This window comes from Pseudomonas sp. 5P_5.1_Bac1, assembly GCF_025466015.1.
Lineage (GTDB): Bacteria > Pseudomonadota > Gammaproteobacteria > Pseudomonadales > Pseudomonadaceae > Aquipseudomonas.
Genome location: NZ_JANLNX010000071.1, coordinates 1 through 287 on the forward strand (window position 1 = coordinate 1; position 287 = coordinate 287).

Genomic DNA, 287 nt, shown 5'->3' on the forward strand with positions numbered 1-287 from the left:
GTGTCTTTCGGTGCAGCGAAGGTGACCGAACCTTCAGTCGCATCCTTGGCGATGGTGATGGTTTCACCATTACTCAAGGTGATCTTCATCTCAGTGCCAGCCGGGTTGGTCAGCTTGGCGGTGTAAACAATGCTGCCGCCTTCCTGAACAGAGCCAGTGGCGCTGAGTGTCAGGCCGGTGGTGTCCAGGCGGGCTGGATCATCGGTGACGACGGTGGTCGGAGTGCCTGCAGTTTCCAAGTGCTCGTAGTTGCCGCCGGTTACGCCGGTGATGCTGTTAGTCAGCGG

The 287-nt window shown here is 58.9% G+C and carries 1 protein-coding gene; it reads right to left on the bottom strand.

The features are described 5' to 3' along the window. A partial coding sequence (locus NTD82_RS15910; RefSeq protein ID WP_262129402.1) for an immunoglobulin-like domain-containing protein occupies nucleotides 1–287 on the bottom strand: 287 nt, incomplete at both ends.